Consider the following 16,341-nt stretch of genomic DNA (forward strand, 5'->3'; position numbering starts at 1 on the left):
TTATAAAAATATACTATTTTGATTTTATCATCTATAGATAAATACAATATTAAATTTTTCTTACTATAATTGACAAATTTATATTTATTTAACTTTATAATAAATATTCATTGATTTTTTAATGATTTTTTGTTAAAATTTAATTAAGGTTATCCCCCTGGTAACCCCAGTTAGTTAATATATCTATTCCCAGTACCCTTTCAAAGGGATATATTTTATGTTTATTGAATTTAGTGTGAAAATTACGGAAGTTTTCGCACAAGAAAAAAGGAACTTACCCCGAGTTCCTTTTTTCATGCCTATTTTTAAATTTTTAATTATATTAATTCATCTCTATTTTTTAATACATTTAAGAATTTTTTAGTTCTTTCATTCTGTGGATTATCTATAACATCCTTTGCATTTCCCATTTCTACTATTTTTCCACCATCCATAAAACAAACTTTATCAGAAACATTTCTAGCAAAACTTATTTCATGAGTTACAATTATCATTGTTTTGTGCTGTTTAGCAAGGTCTTTTATCAACATTAAAACCTCATTTACAAGCTCTGGATCTAGTGCTGATGTAGGTTCGTCAAATAATAAAACCTTTGGATCTAATGCAAGTGCTCTACCTATAGCAACCCTCTGCTGCTGACCACCAGATAAACTTGATGGATATTCATCCTTTTTATCTAATAATCCTATCTGTTTTAAAATTTCTAATCCCTTTTCATCTGCTTCTTTCTGACTCATTTTTTTAACAACAGTAAGTCCTATAGTTATATTTCTTAATACTGTTTTGTTGTTAAATAAATAAAATCCCTGGAATACCATCGCAGTATTTCTTCTAAGCCAAAGTTTATCTGACTTTTTTATATGTCTTAATTCAACTTCTTTTTCGTCCATTTTTATAGACCCATTATCTGCATTCTCAAGACAGTTTATACATCTTAAAAATGTAGATTTACCTGTACCAGAAGGTCCTATTATACTTATAACCTCACCCTTTTTAACATCTAAATCTATACCTTTTAAGACTTCATTTTTTCCAAATTTCTTATGTATATTTTTTATCTCTATCACTATTTATCACCGACCATTTTTCCCATTTTCTTTTCTAATCTAGACTGAACGAATGTCATTATAGATGTTATCATCCAGTATATAAGAAGCACACATACAAACGCCTCTAAATATTTATAGCTTGATGATCCTTCAAGCTGTGCCTGAGCCATCATTTCCTTTACACCTATAGCAAATACTAATGATGTATCTTTTACTATATTTATAAAACTACTGAAAAGAGTTGGTATAGCTACTCTTATAGCCTGTGGAAGTATTATATGATACATTGATTGCATATATGTCATACCTATAGACTGTGATGCCTCCATCTGTCCTTTATGTATAGATGTTATCGCTGCTCTAAGAGATTCCGCCATATAAGCAGAACTTGCTAAACTTAAGATTATAAGTGCTGCATAAAATGAACTTATTCTCAACATTGTATCGTGATTTAAAAGAGGTAATACCCCAAAATAGAAGCAGAAAAGCTGCGACATAAGAGGTGTTCCTCTAAAGAATGATATGTATACCTTAAACACCTTATTTAATATAGGAACTTTGGCATCTATCACTATTGCTATTATAAAAGCTAAAATTAGACCAAATATTATAGCTAAAACAGACAGTTTTAATGTTACTCCGCCATATTTTAACATAGTCGGTATTAAACCTACCATAAATTCAAAATCAAAACTCAAAAATTTTCCCTCCTTTTAGTTTTTTTAAACTTTACTATTTTTCTCTATAATCGTCAATAGACCACGCAGAATGCGTAGTCTATTGATTTTAAAATCTATTATTTTTTATTTCTGAGGTTCAGTTGTGTCTATTTCAAACCATTTTTCAGATAATTTCTTAAGAGTTCCGTCTTCTCTCATTTCTTTAAGAGTTGCACCTACTTCTTTAGCAAGTTTTTCACCCTGTTCATCTTTTCTGAATGGATAAGCATTTACTTCATAAGTTAATTTTTCATTTAACTGACGTATTGGAAGCTGTTTTTCTTCTACAGTAGTTTTAGTTTTTATTTCTCCCTGCCATAAAGCATCTATTCTACCTAAGTTAACTTCATCTTCCATTGGAACACCATCATATGTTACTATATCGAATCCTAACTGATGCTCATCGTTCATAGCTCTAAGAGTAGCTTCTCCATTTCCTCCTAGCCAGCAACCAACTTTTTTACCTTTTAAATCTTCTTTAGTCTGGAATGGACTATCTTCTTTAACGAATAAATCATAGTAGCTGTATGCGTATGGTTCTGAGAAGTTGTATTTTTCTTCTCTTTCTGGAGTTATTGACATCTGATGTGCTACAGTGTCTATTTCTCCAGCATCAAGCATACCTACTAGTCCAGAGAACTGTCCTAATTTGTACTCTAATTCATAGTTGTTTCTTTTTGCTATTTCGTTCCATACATCCATTTCAAATCCTGTAAGCTCGTCGTCTTTCTGGAATGCCCATGGTGGATACTGTGCTGAAGTTCCTATTACAACTTTAGTTTTTTCAGCTGCATCTCCACTTGCTTCTTCACCTGATTTACTTGAACATGCTACAGTTCCTAACATTAGAACACCTGCTAATGCGATTGCTAAAAGTTTCTTTACTTTCATGATACACCCTCCGAAATTTTTTTATCGAATATTCTTATAATTTTATCCATTGATAAAATTCATAAAAACTTCAATTTCCATATAAGAGATTATCACATTTTTAATACTTTGTATAATAGGTTTTATTTATCAGAAATCGTTTACCTAATGTTTTTTTCTATACTTATTTTTTCATCTTGACAATTACTTTTTCTTTTATTAATTTTTATAATTATTTTATATTTATAATAAATTATCACTATTTTTTTAGGTATATACAAAAAAAAGAAAGACAGTATAATTAATACTGTCCTTCCATGCTGATTTTATATAATTAACTCAAGAGAGTAATTAGCTAATCATTAAGATAATACTTTTGCAAAGAACTCTTTTGTTCTTTCATGTGTTGGGTTATTAAATACCTCTTCTGGAGTATTATCTTCTATTATTTTTCCTTCATCTACAAATATAACTCTATCCGCTACTTCTTTAGCAAATCCCATTTCGTGAGTTACTATTGCCATTGTCATACCATCCTGTGCTAGTTCTTTTATAACTTCAAGAACTTCTTTAACCATTTCTGGGTCAAGTGCTGATGTAGGTTCGTCAAATAACATCATATCTGGTTCCATAGCAAGTGCTCTTGCTATAGCAATTCTCTGTTTCTGACCACCTGATAACTGTGCTGGATAAGTATCCTTTTTATCGTAAAGTCCAACTCTTTTTAAAAGAACTTCTGCTTTCTTTTCCGCTTCTTCTTTGCTCATTTTTTTAAGAGTTATAGGAGCTAGAGTTACATTTTCTAGTATTGTTTTGTGTGGGAAAAGATTGAAGTGCTGGAACACCATTCCTATGTTCTGTCTTACTTCATCTATATTTGTATTTTTATCTACTAAGCTTTTTCCTTCAAATATTATATCCCCTGATGTAGGAGTTTCTAAAAGGTTCATACATCTTAATATTGTACTTTTACCAGATCCTGATGGACCTATTATAACTAGTATTTCACCTTTTTCAATTTCTAAATCTATACCTTTTAGTACCTCGTGGTCACCAAAAGATTTATGTAAATCTTTTATCGTAATCATAATTCTCACTTTCCTTTATCTATAATTAATTTGATGCTGCCATCTTCTTTTCAAGAAGGCCAACTAGTTTTGATAGAGTAAATGTTAATACGAAGTAGATTGCCGCTGCGAATAGATATGGGCCAAAACTATCGTATGTAGCATTTTTAACTGTATTAGCAGTAAACATTATGTCGATTACTCCTATGAATGATAGTATTGCTGATTCTTTTACTAATGAAACAAATTCATTCGCTAATGATGGAAGTATATTTTTAACTGCCTGAGGAACTATTACATGTCTCATAGTTGCCCAGTAGCTAAGTCCTAAAGATCTACTTGCTTCCATCTGACCTTTATCTACTGACTGTATTCCAGATCTCATTATCTCTGCTACATATGCACCAGAGTTTATAGATAATGCAAAAGCACCTGCTATAAAGTCACTTGGTATTCCAAATAAACTTGGGAAATTAATTCCTATCTGTGGAAGTCCGTAATATATGATTGATAACTGTACTAAAAGTGGTGTATCACGAATTACTTCTATATATATTGTTGATAATGCTTTGAATATGCCGTTTTTTGACATTTTAGCTAAGCAAAGTATAAGCCCTATTATAAAACCGAAGAATAATGCTATAAATGATATTTCTATAGTTGTTAGTGTCGATTTCATAAAGGTTGGTAAATATGGTCCTACAAAATCAAAACTCATGTTATATCTCTCCTATCCCCTTACAAAAGAATTCTTATTCTTTATCGTATTTATTTCTTATTATTCCTGAGCAGCTAAAGCTGAGTTATCTTCTAATGATTTCTGAAGATCGTTAGCTACGAAATCTTTTACTGCTTTGTTTATTGCTTCTAAGTATGCTGTGTTGTTTCCTTTTTTAACTGCTATAGCCATACTTTCTTCTGCGTCACCTTCTGGTAAGTTGAAGCTAGATAATGCTATACCATCTATCTGATTTACATTTATTAAACCAACTGTATCATTAACTATTACTGCATCTACATTTCCATTTTTAAGTTCCATCATTAAATCTGGCACTGATTCAAGAGATTTTAATCCTGTACATCCTATTTTATTAGCGTATGTTTCCTGTATAGAACCTTTCTGAGTTGCTACTTTCATTGATTTAACCTGATCTTCAGAAGTTATTTTATCTTCTTCTCCTTCTCTTACTACAAGTACGTTTTTACCAGTATAGTATACTTCTGAGAAATCTACATTTTTCTTTCTTTCTTCTGTTGGAGACATTCCTGATATTACCATATCAACTTTATCTGCTTTTAAAGCTCCTACTAATCCATCAAATGTCATTTCTTTAAATTCTACGTCTACACCTATTTCTTTAGCTATAGCTTTTGCTAAGTCTGCATCTACACCTACTACTTTATCCTCTCCACCTTTTGTTGAATGGAATTCAAATGGTGGATAGTCAGCTGACATAGCTACTACTAATTTACCACTTTCTTTTACTGCGTCTAGTTTATCTGCTGCTTCAGAAGATTCTTCTCCTCCTCCGTTGCCACAAGCTACTAAACCTAAAGATAATACCATTGCCATTCCTAAACTTACTAATTTTTTCATTTTCATTTTAATTACTCTCCTTCATGTTATAAATTTTTTTATTATTTTTTTATTTTAGTTATTATTTAAAATCAGCTTTTATATGTTACTATTTATTTTCTTTTGTTGCTAAATCTGTATTTTCTTTTAATGATTTTTCAAACTCATTAGATTTGAAGTTGTTTACTGCTTTGTTTACTGCTTCTAAGAAAGCTTTGTTGTTGTCGTCCTGTTTTATAGCTGCTGCCATACCTTCTTCAGAATCCCCATTTGGAAGTTCTAAGTTAGCCTGAACAAGTCCACCCATTTCCTGCATGTTTAATATACCAACTGTATCATTTACTACTACTGCATCTACATTTCCATTTTTAAGTTCTGTCATAACATCTGGTATAGCTTCAAGAGATTTTATAGAAGTACATCCAAGTTTTGTTACATATGCTTCCTGTATTGAACCTTTCTGAACTGCTATCTTAAGATTTTTTAATTCATCTACTGATTTTATTTTATCTTCTTCTCCTTCTTTAACTGCTACTATGTTTTTACCAGTGTAGTATAAATCTGTAAAGTCTACGCTTTTATCACGTTCTGGTGTTGGAGACATTCCTGAAAGTATGATATCAATTTTATCTGCTTTTAATGCTCCTATAAGTCCATCAAATGTTATTTCTTTGAATTCTGCCTCTACACCTAACTCTTTAGCGATTGCTTCTCCTAGATCTTTATCAACTCCTGCTATTTCATCTGATCCATTAGCTGTTGAGTGGAACTCAAATGGTGGGTAGTCTGGGTATATACCTACAACTAATTTTCCACTTTCTTTTACCTGTTCTAATTTGTCTGATGTTGATGAAGTTGAAGCTTCTTTATCTTCTCCTCCACTGCAGGCTACTAAGCCTAAAGATAATACCATTGCCATTCCTAAGCTGATTAATTTTTTCATTTTCATATGAAACCACTCCTTTTTTTAAATTTTCCTTTTTTTGTTTTTTAGTTTTTTGGTATTTTGGTAGTTTGTCGCCAATCTGAATTGGTAGTTCAGATACAACTGTCCAGTTTTGAGTAATAAAAAAGTCCCCTAGCTAATTTTACTTAGCTAAGAGACGAATTAACCGCGTTACCACTCTTATTGATAGGTTTAAATACTATGTAGTAATTAGTGAATTCTTTTTAGTCTTTCGAATTTAGGAATAAAAAAATCTCTTAGTCCGAAGACTAAGAGACGAATTAACCGCGTTACCACTCTTATTGATAAGTATTTCTACCTACCCTCTCAAACCCTTAAGGCGGGCGACCTAATTCCATACTATTATTTCTGGAATTCTCCTCAAAAGTTCTCTTCACTCTATACTTCATTATCGGACTCACACCAAACTCCGACTCGCTGGAAATCCATTATAGGCTACTCTCTTTGTCACTGGATTTATATGTCTTTCAGTTGTTGATTATTATTATACTTTTACTATTTTATTTTGTCAACAATTTTTTGAAAATTTTTTTACTTCTTTATTTTTACTCTTTTATTTGTATCTTCCATCTCTTTTACAAATCTAGATACCTGTATTTTTTTTGAGTATCTATTTTTAGGAGAACTTATACAAACATTATTCTTCGCTCTTGTAACCGCTACATACATAAGTCTTCTTTCTTCCTCTATCTGAGATTCTTTTTTATCATCATCTTCAATATCACATGTCTTTTCATGCGGAGAAATTCCTTCACTTGCTCCAATTACATATACATTTTCAAATTCAAGCCCTTTTGCACTGTGCATTGTGGTAAATATTACTCCATCTTGCTGCGAATTTAGAGTATTTTCTTCTGCCTTTTTCTTTATCATTTCAATATGATCTAAAAATTCTTTTATCGTTTTGAAATTTACAGCAGAGCTTTCAAATTCATTCATTATCTCTATAATTCCAGCTGGCTTAATTTTTCTATTTTGACAATAATCCAGAATATATCTATCATAATCCAATGTAGACCTTATATATGATATTGCGTACTTAGGCTGCAAAGTTTTTATATATCCCATATCTATATCTAGTTCTTCTAAAGTTCTAATCTGTATCTTTTTTAAATCACATTCAGACATAAGGCATCCGATAAAGTTTTTGGACGCCTTCGCCTTTGATATAGCTACTTTTGGAATATATCTAAGAGGTCTATTTATTATTCTCTCCCAATCCATATTCCTATTAGGATCTAATGCTAATTTTAAATATGATATGATGTCACAAATTGCCCAATGACTGTATATAGTTACCACAGAGTCCTTTACACTAAATGGGATTCTCATATTCATAAAAACGTCTACAAGAGCTCTCGACTGAATATTAGTCCTGTATATGACCGCATATTCACTGTACTCATCGTCGTTTTCTTGTACTTTTTTCTGTATTTCCTTGGCTATAAATGTAGCCTCTTCTTCCGGGTCATAAGGCTCTATATACCTAACAGATGCACCCTCTCCAGATGCACATTTTATAGTTTTTTCAAATCTATTTAAGTTGTTTTTAATTAAGCTGTTTGATATATCTATAATCTCTTTTTTAGAGCGATAATTTACATCAAGAAAAATCTTCTCAGTGCCTCCAAAGTACTTTTCAAATTCTAAAAGAAAATCTGGTCTAGCACCTCTAAATCCGTAAATACTCTGGTCTTCATCTCCAACAGCAAATATATTATTTAAAGGATTTGCAATCATTCTTATAATCTCAAACTGTACTCTATTTATATCCTGAAACTCATCTATAAGTATATATTTATACACATTTCTTACAAAATCCAATCTATTTGGATATTCTTTAAGCATATAATATGTTCTAATAAGCATATCATCAAAATCTATTTTTCTTACATTTTCCTTATAACCTTCATACATAGAGTATACTCTTGTAAAATCATCTCTTGTGAGTACATCAGAATTAAAATCAGAAGGATTCATTAGCTCATTTTTTATATAAGAAATCTCAGTCATTATCTGAGTAATTGTATCATCGTCATCAGTATTTTCTATTTTAAGATTTTTTATTATATTCTTTATAGCATATCTTTTTTCTTTGTCATCGACTATACTTTTTAGCTGCAGATTTTCAAAATATCTCAACATCCTAAAGAACACCGAGTGGAAAGTACCGCAAGTCACCTTTGATAATCTAATATCATTAGATATTGCCATTAATCTATTTTTCATTTCCATAGATGAAGCCTTAGTAAAACTTATCGCCAAAATTCTAGCTCCAGGAATATTTTTATTAAGAACCATATTTGCAATTCTATATGTTATAACTCTTGTCTTTCCAGAACCAGGACCTGCAAGAACCATACAAGGCCCCTCTATATGCTCTACAGCCTTTAATTGGTTTTCATTTAAACTATCTAAATTCATACTTTTCTCCTCCTTTCTCAAAAGTCTTATCTATATATAAGTATCAACATATATTTTCATTTTTATATCTATTCATTGACAACAGTCAATGTAGATATTGTTTTTAACTCTTCCAGTACATATGGCGAATTATCTTGAGAAGTCATTACAGTTATTAAATCGCCATGTATAAGCGTTAAATCACCTTTTGGAATTATTTCCTTTTCTCCCCTATTTACAGCAACTATTAAAGATGTTTCCGGCCATTTTATCTCTTTTATCTTTTTACCATCTGCCATACAATCCATATCTATTGAAACTTCAAGCAATGTTTTCTGTTTAGACGCACCTTTATATTCGTTTGCACTGTGTTCTCTAGCAAGAAGTCTATCAAGTAGGCTTTCATATATAGGCTCTCCTTTTAATACATCTGCTGTCAACTGCGCAACTACACTAACTATTGCAAGTGGTAATAGATGAGCAAGAGATCCTGTCATTTCAGAAATTAGTATTATACCTGTTATTGGTGCCTTTACTATTGCAGCAAAATGTCCTGCCATAGCTAGTACGACAAAGTTCATTATATATATACTAGGTATTCCAAGATATCTTATTGATATAAGTCCAACTATATTTCCTACAAGTGCACCAAGTACTAAAAGTGGGAAGAATATCCCTCCTGGCACTCCTGAACCAAAACATACAAATGTAAAAATAAATTTAACCACTAAAAATACAACTAATGTCATAAGCATAAAATCTGTGCTCTGAAGCTCCATTATAAGCTCATGTCCGCCACCTGTAAGTATTGGAGAAATCATACCTATAATACCTGTAACAAAGAAAGGTATCATTATCTTTACATATCTATTTAATTTACTTTCTTTGAACATTTTCTGAGTTTTTAATATTCCACTGTTAAATATTACCCCGCTTATACCTACTGCAATTCCTAAAATTATAAGTACCCAGTAATATTTTATAGGCATTATATTTAACTGATTAAATTTTAAAGATGGTATTATTCCAAAGAACTGTTTTGCAACGCAGTCTGCAGTAAGTGATGCAATCATGGCTGATAATAAAATCATTGGAGAAAAGTTTTTATGTGCTTCCTCAAGTGCAAACATAACACCAGACATAGGTGCATTAAATGCTGCTGAAAGACCTGCACTAGCACCACAAGTCGTTAGATACACTTCTTCATAGTCTGGTTTCTTCCCTTTTTTAGAGAATTCTTCACCTATACATCCACCCATCTGAACAGAAGGACCCTCTCTCCCCACAGAAAGACCTGCTCCTAAGCAGATTACTCCCCCTACAAACTTATAAAATAATACCTTCATCCGGTTTATGCTTAATTTTCTTGAAAGTATTCCCTCTAACTGTGGTATACCACTTCCTGAAATCATAGGCTCTTTCTTTACAAATTCTGCAACTACAAAAGCCGATGCCGCAAGTAATATAAATACCGCTGGTATCATAAGTATATTTTTATCCGCATATCCATAAAGATAATTAAAAAATACAGCTAATTTTGATGCTAATATTCTATAAACAACTATAACAACACCTGTTATTATTCCGACCATAAGTGAATCCAAAATAAGCCTATTTTTTATGCTTCTCGTTCTCTGAAATATATCAGATATCTTCAATCCTTTTCCGTCCATAAGTCACCTCTCGTACCATTATCTTTTAATTTATGTTTAATTTTTTCTTTACTTAGAATTTACACACTCTATTAGTATATCATAAATTTTCTTAAAAAAAGATTTTGTCATTATTCCGAAAGTTTTTATTTATAACATATCTATAAATATAATAAAAAAGTGAGTAGACTACCAAAAATCTACTCACTTTTTTATAATTACTAATTTTTACAATAAAAAAAGACCTTTTAAAAAGGTCTTTACACTGGCGGAGAAGGAGGGATTCGAACCCTCGCACCGGTGTTACCCAGCCTAAACCCTTAGCAGGGGCTCCTCTTATAGCCTCTTGAGTACTTCTCCGAATACTCTTTATATTCTACATTATTAAACTAACTTAGTCAATATCTTTTAATATAGAAACGGCTATAATCTATTTATTTTCTTAATATTATTTAATTACTTAGTAAATTTTTCATATTCTTCTCTACTTACTATAGTTTCTGCTGTATGCGAATCTGAACCAAGAACAGTTTTTATTCCATATTTATCAGCTAATTCTTTTAAGTATCCTGAAACATATACCTCTCCACAATATTGCTTTCTAGTTCCAGAAACATTTAAATCAAGTTCAAATCCATTTTCTTTTAACGATTTCATTATATCTATTAAAATATCTTGTTCGCTATAATCATATTCAAATACCTTACAGAATTTTCTTATTAGGTTTAGATGACCAAATCTCTTTGGTTTATACTCTCCTAAATTAGCTTCTATAGCTTTTTTAACAGTTTCATAGTATTTACCATAAAGTTTATCTACTCCTCCAGATAAATCAGCAATTCTTTTAAATTCTTCTGGGCTATAGTCTATACATACAAATTCACCACAAACCTTCATATTATGTACAGAAAGCAAAGCATCATCCAATCTCTTTCCATATTTTTCTAAATTATTTTTTATCTGTTCTTCACATCCTTCAAGATAGTCTACTTCTGTACCCACATTTATCTTTATCCTATTCCGATATTTATGCTTCATTTCCTCAGCTTCATCTAAATACCGTTCAAAGGCTTCAACAGAGGGTGTACTATCTTGTTCTGGAGATGGATCTACAAACCCATCTGGTAATGGAAAATGCTCGGTAAAACTTATCTCATCGTATCCGTTTTTTATAGCATTTTCTATGTACATTTCAAAAGAATCATTTGTCCCGTGAGGACAATAATGTGAATGTATATGACCGTCTTTCACAAAAATCACCTCTCTAAAAATATTTTTTATATTTCAATTCCAGCCATTTCTAAAATTTTAGGAATATTTTTTTCAGCTCCTACAGACATTATGTGAACGCCATCGCATAATTTTTCTTCTTTTAATTGCTTAATAAATTCTGCTGCTATTTTCATTCCTTCTTCTTTATAATTTTCTTTTCCAACAGATTCCATTCTTTCTATTATATTTTCTGGAACATCCACACCAGGAATATTTCTATTTAAAAATCTAGCCATTCCAGGTGATTTTAATGGAATAACACCTATTAAAACCTTACATTCAAAATTTTTAGTTCTTTTTCTAAATTCTCTAACAGTTTCTATATCAAAAACAGCCTGTGTTTGGAAAAATTTTGCTCCTGCTGCTATTTTCTTTATCATTTTTATAATTTGAATTTCTATAGGAACAAATCCAGGAGATACAGCAGCTCCCATATAAAATTTTGGATGCCCATTTAATTCATTGTGGTTCATATCTCTTCCAAATGAAATATATTCAGCAGCCTTTAATATATTTATACTATCTAGGTCGAATACATTTTTTGCTTGAGGATGATCTCCCTTGCTTGTATGGTCTCCCGTTATAGCAAATAAATTTTCTATCCCAAAAATTCCTGCTGATAAAAGCTCTCCTTGTATTGCAATTCTATTTCTATCCCTACCTGTCATCTGTAAAATCGGCTCTATTCCATTATCTTTTAATATCTTACAAGTTACAAGTGATGTCGAGCGTACAACAGCAGATTGAAAATCTGTCACATTTACAGCATCTACTTTTCCCTTTAATACTTCTATACATTCCATAATATGAGAAATATCAGTTCCTTTTGGAGGTGCTATTTCACATGTCACAGTAAATTTCCCACTTTCTAGCGAGTCTTTTAATCTACCCATTAGCGTTTCCTCCTATCATTCAATTCCTTCATAGTTATATCTCGTTTTCTATTTAATTTTGAGTAATCTCTTTCATCTCTGACTTTTAATAGATTTTCAAGTTGGTTTAATCTTTCTAGTCTTTTATATATTTTTACCCATGCACAGCTATATTCTGGATTTACCTCACATCTTCCATCTTTATCAGCCCCTCCACATGCTCCATTTAACAATCCTTTAGAACAAGATGTTACTGGACAAATTCCTCCTGTCCAAGCGAGCTGACAATCTCCACATGCTCTACATGCCTCTTCATATCTACCCAACATCTGAACCTCACCAATAAACAGTGTGTCATTTGCTGGATAAACTGGCTTATACTCCATAACTTTTGCTATAGTCTGCGTTCCATCGCCACAGGCCATAGATAAAATAGAGTCTGTGTCTTGAATGATATCCATAAATTCCTCTAAATCTCTTTTAGTTTTTGAAAGTGTGCATGCTGGATCTAAAATTGTAGTTCCTGTTATTACTTTACCTTCCCGCTCGAGAAGCTGCTTCATAGCCTGAACTTGCTCCTCTCCACCACTTTTACAAACTGTCGCACATTTTCCACATCCGATTATAAATACAGTCTTATCATCTTTTAAAAACTCTTTTATCTCATCAAATGGTTTATTTCCCGAAATAATCATATTTTACAACCTCCTTTTTAAATTATATTTTTTTGTTTTTTAACTTTAATTTTTTATCTATTTAATAATTCTAATATGTTTAATTTTTTTATATATGTCTTTATAAAAAATCAACCTGCGCAAAATACACGCAGGTTTTTATTTTATTATTAAATTTATATATTAAATATTATTTTGTTTTTTACAAGCTCTTATAACATGTTCAGCAAGTACAGATGTAGTGACAGATCCTACACCAGCTGGAACTGGAGTAACCATACTAGCAATTCCTAAAACAGACTCAGTATCCACATCTCCACATAGATTTCCACATTCATCTACGTTTATACCTACATCTATAACTGTTGCTCCTTCTTTTACATAAGAGTTATCCACCATTTTTGCTCTACCTATAGCTGCAATAAGTACATCGGCTTTTTTAGCCTCATCTGATAAATTTTCTGTCTTAGAATGACACACTGTAACAGTTGCATTTTCTCCCATAAGCATCATAGATACTGGCTTACCAACTATTAAAGATCTCCCTAAAACAACAGCTCTTTTGCCTGATAATTCCACATTATAATGTTTTAAAATCTTCATAACTGCTTCAGGAGTACATGGAGCATATCCACCAGTATCTCCTTCAAAAAGTTTAGCTGAATTTATAGGATTGAAACAATCCACATCTTTTTCAGCGTCTATAGCATATTTTACTCTATTTTCATCTATATGCTTAGGAAGTGGTCTTAAACAAAGTATACCGTTTATAGATTTATCATTGTTTAAATCTTCTATAGCATTTATATAATCTTCTTCAGATACATCTGATTTTAGAATAATATTCTTAACATCTATTCCTATCTTAGCGCATCTATTCATAGCACCTCTTTCATAGGACATATCATCTGGATTTTCTCCTACTCTAACTATAGCAAGATTAGGATTTATTCCTTTATTCTTTAGACTTTCAACTTCATCTATTAGGTTTTCAGTTATTTTGTCGGCAACTGGTTTTCCTTTTATTACATTAGTTTCCATATTATTCCTCCATAATTTCTACTACTCTTTCAAAGACTTGATCACATATAGCAATCCCTTCTTCTACTATTTCGTTTACTTCTTTAGAAATCTTGTCGGCGTATTCTCTATCCTTCATAGATTTTGTATTAATCTTTACATTTAGCTTTGATCCAAGTAAACATGCTCTTAAACACTGAACTCCTACTCCTATATCACTTATAACTATTCTAGAAGATTTGTCCACTATATTCTCATGTATTTTTATAGCCTTAAAACAAACTTTTGCTGCTTTATAAGGTATTTCACAAGCTTGTTTTAATACTACTTCCATTCTTTTTGTTTTATATTCTCTTTCCTCTTCTGTCGATGTTGGCAAACCATAAGTCTGAGATAGTGGCATAAAGCACTCTGCATCTCTATCAACCATTGATAATAGTTCTGCTTCTATTTCTTTTGCCTCTTTTAATAATTCTTTTATCTCTTCTTCATATTCTGCGTATTTTTTCTTACCTATTGTAAGATTTGCCACCATATTTCCAAGTGCCACACCTATCGCTCCGACAAAAGCAGCAGCGCCACCCCCACCAGGAACTGGCTCTCTTGAAGAAAGAACTTCTATAAATTCTACGCAGCTTTTATCTACTATATTCAATAATCAGCACCTCTTCTCTTTCTCAATTTTCTAACTTTTTAATCTTGTATTCTATTATATCAATTTAAACACTATACTTAAATATTTTTTATATAAATTTATAATTTTTTCATTTTAATGTTATTTTTCAAAAATAAAAACACCAAGCTAAAAAATATAACTTGGTGTCATTTTAAATGTATTATTACTTTAGTATTATGCATTTGATTTATTTTTTTTATCGTTATATATTTTCTTGAACATATATATAGCAACTGTTAATGCAAATAATATCATTAATCCTGTTACAAATAATTTTGCTCCACCAGTAAGCATTCCACCTACATAAGAGTAAACTATTGTAGCTGGTAGCTGTCCTATACCTGTAGCTATAAAGAATGGCATAAATTTCATTGAAGTAAGACCCGCTGCATAACTTACTATATCAAATGACATAAATGGAAGTAATCTACAAACTAGTATTGTGTATTTTCCATATTTGTCAAAGAATTCGTCTATACTACTTATAGCCATTTTACTAGTAAGTTTTTCAACAACATCTCTTCCTAAGAATTTAGCTATAAAGAAACATAACGCTGCACCTGCCATAGCACTTGACCAAGATAGTATAGCTCCCCATACCCATCCAAATAACGCTGCATTTGCAAATGTTATTAAGAATGCTGGAAGTGGTGCTGCTACTGACTGAAGTAACATCAATAAGAATGATATTATTGGAGCCCAAATTCCAAATGAAAGTATGTATTGTTTTATAGATTCTAGATCTAAGCTAGATAAGTAAAATACCATCTGATTTACAAATGTTTTTACCGGTGTTACAAAAAAGTAGATTGCAAATACTAATAATACCGCACCTACTCTTGTGATTAATTTTTTCTTATTTTCTTTAGTCATTTATATATTCCCTTCTACATATAAATTTTTTATTCTTGCTCTATACCTTTAATAATACTATAGTAATTGTATTTTATATTATATCAATTTTCTATATATATTATAAGTTTTATTTATATTATCTATATTTATTTAAAATAACATTTTTATATGAAGTTAATATTTTTTCTATTATACTATAGATAATTTCTATTTCAAAATTTATATACTCTCCTATATAATTATTTTAGAAATTAAAATAATTATATAGGAGGAGGCTTAAATATGAAAGTTGCTTACATATTTAATAGTACAAATACACACAAAATATTAGACAAAATGATAATACCACAGCTTGAAACAGATTCACATGTTGCTGAAGTTGCAGGAATGTTTTTCTTTATGGATAATACTTTATTCCTTTCTAAAGGAAACCCAATAGGAGAAAGATTAAGTAAAATACGGGAAAAAACTGGTATGATACTTATGGCATGTGATCAATGTGCAATAGAAAGAGGAATACAGGATAATCTTGTAGATGGTGCTACAATTGGATGTTTCCCTAACCTTTATACTTGTTTAGGAGGTGCTGGAATAGATCAAGTTATAACATTATAGTAAAGTTAAACTATAAATAAAAAGACTAGTTATTATTGATTTTTATCAATTCAA

16 protein-coding genes, 1 tRNA gene and 1 other annotated feature are annotated in these 16,341 nt (G+C 31.0%); of the genes, 1 reads left to right on the plus strand and 16 read right to left on the minus strand.

Annotated features, from left to right (window positions below):
* Positions 1 to 317: 317 nt before the first annotated feature.
* The 16 genes from KGNDJEFE_RS10130 to KGNDJEFE_RS10205 form a co-directional block, all read right to left on the minus strand.
* A complete protein-coding gene (locus tag KGNDJEFE_RS10130; RefSeq protein ID WP_006440710.1) occupies positions 318 to 1,067 on the minus strand; it encodes an amino acid ABC transporter ATP-binding protein in 750 nt (249 codons plus the stop codon).
* Positions 1,067 to 1,747: an amino acid ABC transporter permease gene (locus KGNDJEFE_RS10135; RefSeq protein ID WP_083780565.1), complete on the minus strand. Its 681-nt coding sequence runs from the start codon at positions 1,745 to 1,747 to the stop codon at positions 1,067 to 1,069. The genes KGNDJEFE_RS10130 and KGNDJEFE_RS10135 overlap by 1 nt, the downstream gene beginning before the upstream one ends.
* A gap of 105 nt (positions 1,748 to 1,852) precedes the next feature.
* Positions 1,853 to 2,659 carry a transporter substrate-binding domain-containing protein gene (locus KGNDJEFE_RS10140; RefSeq protein ID WP_006440708.1) on the minus strand — a complete coding sequence of 269 codons (807 nt, stop codon included), beginning with the start codon at positions 2,657 to 2,659 and terminating at the stop codon, positions 1,853 to 1,855.
* Positions 2,660 to 3,000: 341 nt separating this feature from the next.
* Positions 3,001 to 3,726, minus strand: coding sequence for an amino acid ABC transporter ATP-binding protein (locus KGNDJEFE_RS10145; protein WP_006440707.1), 726 nt, complete (start codon positions 3,724 to 3,726; stop codon positions 3,001 to 3,003).
* A gap of 25 nt (positions 3,727 to 3,751) precedes the next feature.
* On the minus strand, positions 3,752 to 4,423 hold the full coding sequence (locus KGNDJEFE_RS10150) for an amino acid ABC transporter permease (protein ID WP_006440706.1): 672 nt from the start codon (positions 4,421 to 4,423) through the stop codon (positions 3,752 to 3,754).
* A 60-nt stretch (positions 4,424 to 4,483) separates the two neighbouring features.
* A complete protein-coding gene (locus KGNDJEFE_RS10155) occupies positions 4,484 to 5,308 on the minus strand; it encodes a transporter substrate-binding domain-containing protein (RefSeq protein ID WP_006440705.1) in 825 nt (274 codons plus the stop codon).
* Positions 5,309 to 5,390: 82 nt separating this feature from the next.
* The gene (locus tag KGNDJEFE_RS10160) at positions 5,391 to 6,230 is read right to left on the minus strand and encodes a transporter substrate-binding domain-containing protein (protein ID WP_006440704.1); all 840 of its coding nucleotides are present in this window, start codon (positions 6,228 to 6,230) and stop codon (positions 5,391 to 5,393) included.
* A gap of 266 nt (positions 6,231 to 6,496) precedes the next feature.
* Positions 6,497 to 6,708: a binding site (T-box leader), on the minus strand.
* A 71-nt stretch (positions 6,709 to 6,779) separates the two neighbouring features.
* Positions 6,780 to 8,672 carry an ATP-dependent helicase gene (locus tag KGNDJEFE_RS10165; protein ID WP_006440703.1) on the minus strand — a complete coding sequence of 631 codons (1,893 nt, stop codon included), beginning with the start codon at positions 8,670 to 8,672 and terminating at the stop codon, positions 6,780 to 6,782.
* Positions 8,673 to 8,740: 68 nt separating this feature from the next.
* Positions 8,741 to 10,324, minus strand: a complete 1,584-nt coding sequence (locus KGNDJEFE_RS10170; RefSeq protein WP_148881849.1) for a ClC family H(+)/Cl(-) exchange transporter — start codon at positions 10,322 to 10,324, stop codon at positions 8,741 to 8,743.
* Between the two features lie 245 nt (positions 10,325 to 10,569).
* Positions 10,570 to 10,663: transfer RNA gene (locus KGNDJEFE_RS10175), tRNA-Ser, on the minus strand.
* Between the two features lie 96 nt (positions 10,664 to 10,759).
* Complete coding sequence (hisJ, locus tag KGNDJEFE_RS10180; RefSeq protein ID WP_006440700.1) at positions 10,760 to 11,554, minus strand: histidinol-phosphatase HisJ; 795 nt, start codon at positions 11,552 to 11,554, stop codon at positions 10,760 to 10,762.
* Positions 11,555 to 11,580: 26 nt separating this feature from the next.
* The gene (locus tag KGNDJEFE_RS10185; RefSeq protein ID WP_006440699.1) at positions 11,581 to 12,468 is read right to left on the minus strand and encodes a methylenetetrahydrofolate reductase; all 888 of its coding nucleotides are present in this window, start codon (positions 12,466 to 12,468) and stop codon (positions 11,581 to 11,583) included.
* Positions 12,468 to 13,142, minus strand: coding sequence for a methylenetetrahydrofolate reductase C-terminal domain-containing protein (locus KGNDJEFE_RS10190; RefSeq protein WP_006440698.1), 675 nt, complete (start codon positions 13,140 to 13,142; stop codon positions 12,468 to 12,470). The genes KGNDJEFE_RS10185 and KGNDJEFE_RS10190 overlap by 1 nt, the downstream gene beginning before the upstream one ends.
* A 162-nt stretch (positions 13,143 to 13,304) precedes the next feature.
* Positions 13,305 to 14,162, minus strand: a complete 858-nt coding sequence (locus KGNDJEFE_RS10195; RefSeq protein WP_006440697.1) for a bifunctional 5,10-methylenetetrahydrofolate dehydrogenase/5,10-methenyltetrahydrofolate cyclohydrolase — start codon at positions 14,160 to 14,162, stop codon at positions 13,305 to 13,307.
* Position 14,163: 1 nt separating this feature from the next.
* Positions 14,164 to 14,796, minus strand: a complete 633-nt coding sequence (locus tag KGNDJEFE_RS10200; protein WP_006440696.1) for a cyclodeaminase/cyclohydrolase family protein — start codon at positions 14,794 to 14,796, stop codon at positions 14,164 to 14,166.
* Positions 14,797 to 14,991: 195 nt separating this feature from the next.
* Positions 14,992 to 15,690 (minus strand): TVP38/TMEM64 family protein, encoded by a 699-nt coding sequence (locus KGNDJEFE_RS10205; protein WP_006440695.1) that lies wholly within the window; start codon positions 15,688 to 15,690, stop codon positions 14,992 to 14,994.
* 264 nt (positions 15,691 to 15,954) lie between these two features.
* On the opposite strand from KGNDJEFE_RS10205, the gene saoD reads away from it, so the two are divergent.
* Positions 15,955 to 16,287: a DsrE-related protein SaoD gene (gene saoD / locus KGNDJEFE_RS10210; protein WP_006440694.1), complete on the plus strand. Its 333-nt coding sequence runs from the start codon at positions 15,955 to 15,957 to the stop codon at positions 16,285 to 16,287.
* The last annotated feature ends 54 nt before the right edge of the window (positions 16,288 to 16,341 follow it).

It is taken from the genome of Peptacetobacter hiranonis (assembly GCF_008151785.1).
GTDB lineage: Bacteria > Bacillota > Clostridia > Peptostreptococcales > Peptostreptococcaceae > Peptacetobacter > Peptacetobacter hiranonis.

What these genes read in the sequence shown, in the direction of transcription:
- KGNDJEFE_RS10140 (WP_006440708.1), bottom strand. Translation starts at nt 2,659, where the DNA reads ATGAAAGTAAAGAAACTTTTAGCAATCGCATTAGCAGGTGTTCTAATG.
- KGNDJEFE_RS10145 (WP_006440707.1), bottom strand. Translation starts at nt 3,726, where the DNA reads ATGATTACGATAAAAGATTTACATAAATCTTTTGGTGACCACGAGGTA.
- KGNDJEFE_RS10150 (WP_006440706.1), bottom strand. Translation starts at nt 4,423, where the DNA reads ATGAGTTTTGATTTTGTAGGACCATATTTACCAACCTTTATGAAATCG.
- KGNDJEFE_RS10155 (WP_006440705.1), bottom strand. Translation starts at nt 5,308, where the DNA reads ATGAAAATGAAAAAATTAGTAAGTTTAGGAATGGCAATGGTATTATCT.
- KGNDJEFE_RS10160 (WP_006440704.1), bottom strand. Translation starts at nt 6,230, where the DNA reads ATGAAAATGAAAAAATTAATCAGCTTAGGAATGGCAATGGTATTATCT.
- KGNDJEFE_RS10165 (WP_006440703.1), bottom strand. Translation starts at nt 8,672, where the DNA reads ATGAATTTAGATAGTTTAAATGAAAACCAATTAAAGGCTGTAGAGCAT.
- KGNDJEFE_RS10170 (WP_148881849.1), bottom strand. Translation starts at nt 10,324, where the DNA reads ATGGACGGAAAAGGATTGAAGATATCTGATATATTTCAGAGAACGAGA.
- KGNDJEFE_RS10185 (WP_006440699.1), bottom strand. Translation starts at nt 12,468, where the DNA reads ATGGGTAGATTAAAAGACTCGCTAGAAAGTGGGAAATTTACTGTGACA.
- KGNDJEFE_RS10190 (WP_006440698.1), bottom strand. Translation starts at nt 13,142, where the DNA reads ATGATTATTTCGGGAAATAAACCATTTGATGAGATAAAAGAGTTTTTA.
- KGNDJEFE_RS10195 (WP_006440697.1), bottom strand. Translation starts at nt 14,162, where the DNA reads ATGGAAACTAATGTAATAAAAGGAAAACCAGTTGCCGACAAAATAACT.
- KGNDJEFE_RS10205 (WP_006440695.1), bottom strand. Translation starts at nt 15,690, where the DNA reads ATGACTAAAGAAAATAAGAAAAAATTAATCACAAGAGTAGGTGCGGTA.
- saoD (WP_006440694.1), top strand. Translation starts at nt 15,955, where the DNA reads ATGAAAGTTGCTTACATATTTAATAGTACAAATACACACAAAATATTA.